The 530-nt window shown below is 80.0% G+C and carries 1 protein-coding gene; it reads left to right on the top strand.

All coding sequences use genetic code 11. The features are described 5' to 3' along the window. Positions 1-478, top strand: a 478-nt coding sequence (locus Q6969_RS16240) for a 6-phosphogluconolactonase (RefSeq protein ID WP_317231357.1), incomplete at its 5' end; no start/stop codon positions are given. Positions 479-530: the final 52 nt, after the last annotated feature.

Below are 530 nucleotides of genomic sequence, written 5' to 3'. Positions count from 1 at the left end.
CGCCCGTCCGCTCGGCGTGCCCGACGCGCGCGTCGTCGTGCCCGACGGGACCGCCGCCGACCCGGCCGCCGCCGCGGCCGAGCACGAGCGGCGGATCCGCGCGCTCGGCGGCGCGGGCCTCCAGATCGTGGGCATCGGCGCGAACGGGCACCTCGGCTTCAACGAGCCGGGCTCGCCCTCCGTCGGCACGACCCGCGTGGTGGAGCTCGCGGCCGCGACCCGGCGCGACAACGCGCGGTACTTCGGCGGCGACCCCGCGCGGGTGCCGTCGCACGCCATCACGCAGGGCATCGCCACGATCATGTCGGCCCGGCGCATCCTGCTCGTCGCCTCGGGCGCCGCGAAGGCCGACGCCCTCGCGCGCGCGCTCGCGGGGCCGGTCACCGAGGAGGTGCCCGCGTCGATCCTGCAGCGGCACCCCGACGTGACGGTCGTCGCCGACCGCGCCGCGCTGGCGGGGCTGGCCGCGCTCGCCTGAGCCGAGCGCAGCCCCGCGCGATCCGCCCGCGCGACCCGTCTCGCCGCGCCGT

Source organism: Clavibacter sp. MX14-G9D, assembly GCF_032917815.1.
Taxonomy (GTDB): Bacteria; Actinomycetota; Actinomycetes; order Actinomycetales; family Microbacteriaceae; genus Clavibacter; species Clavibacter michiganensis_K.
This window is presented reverse-complemented; position numbering and strand designations above follow the sequence as displayed.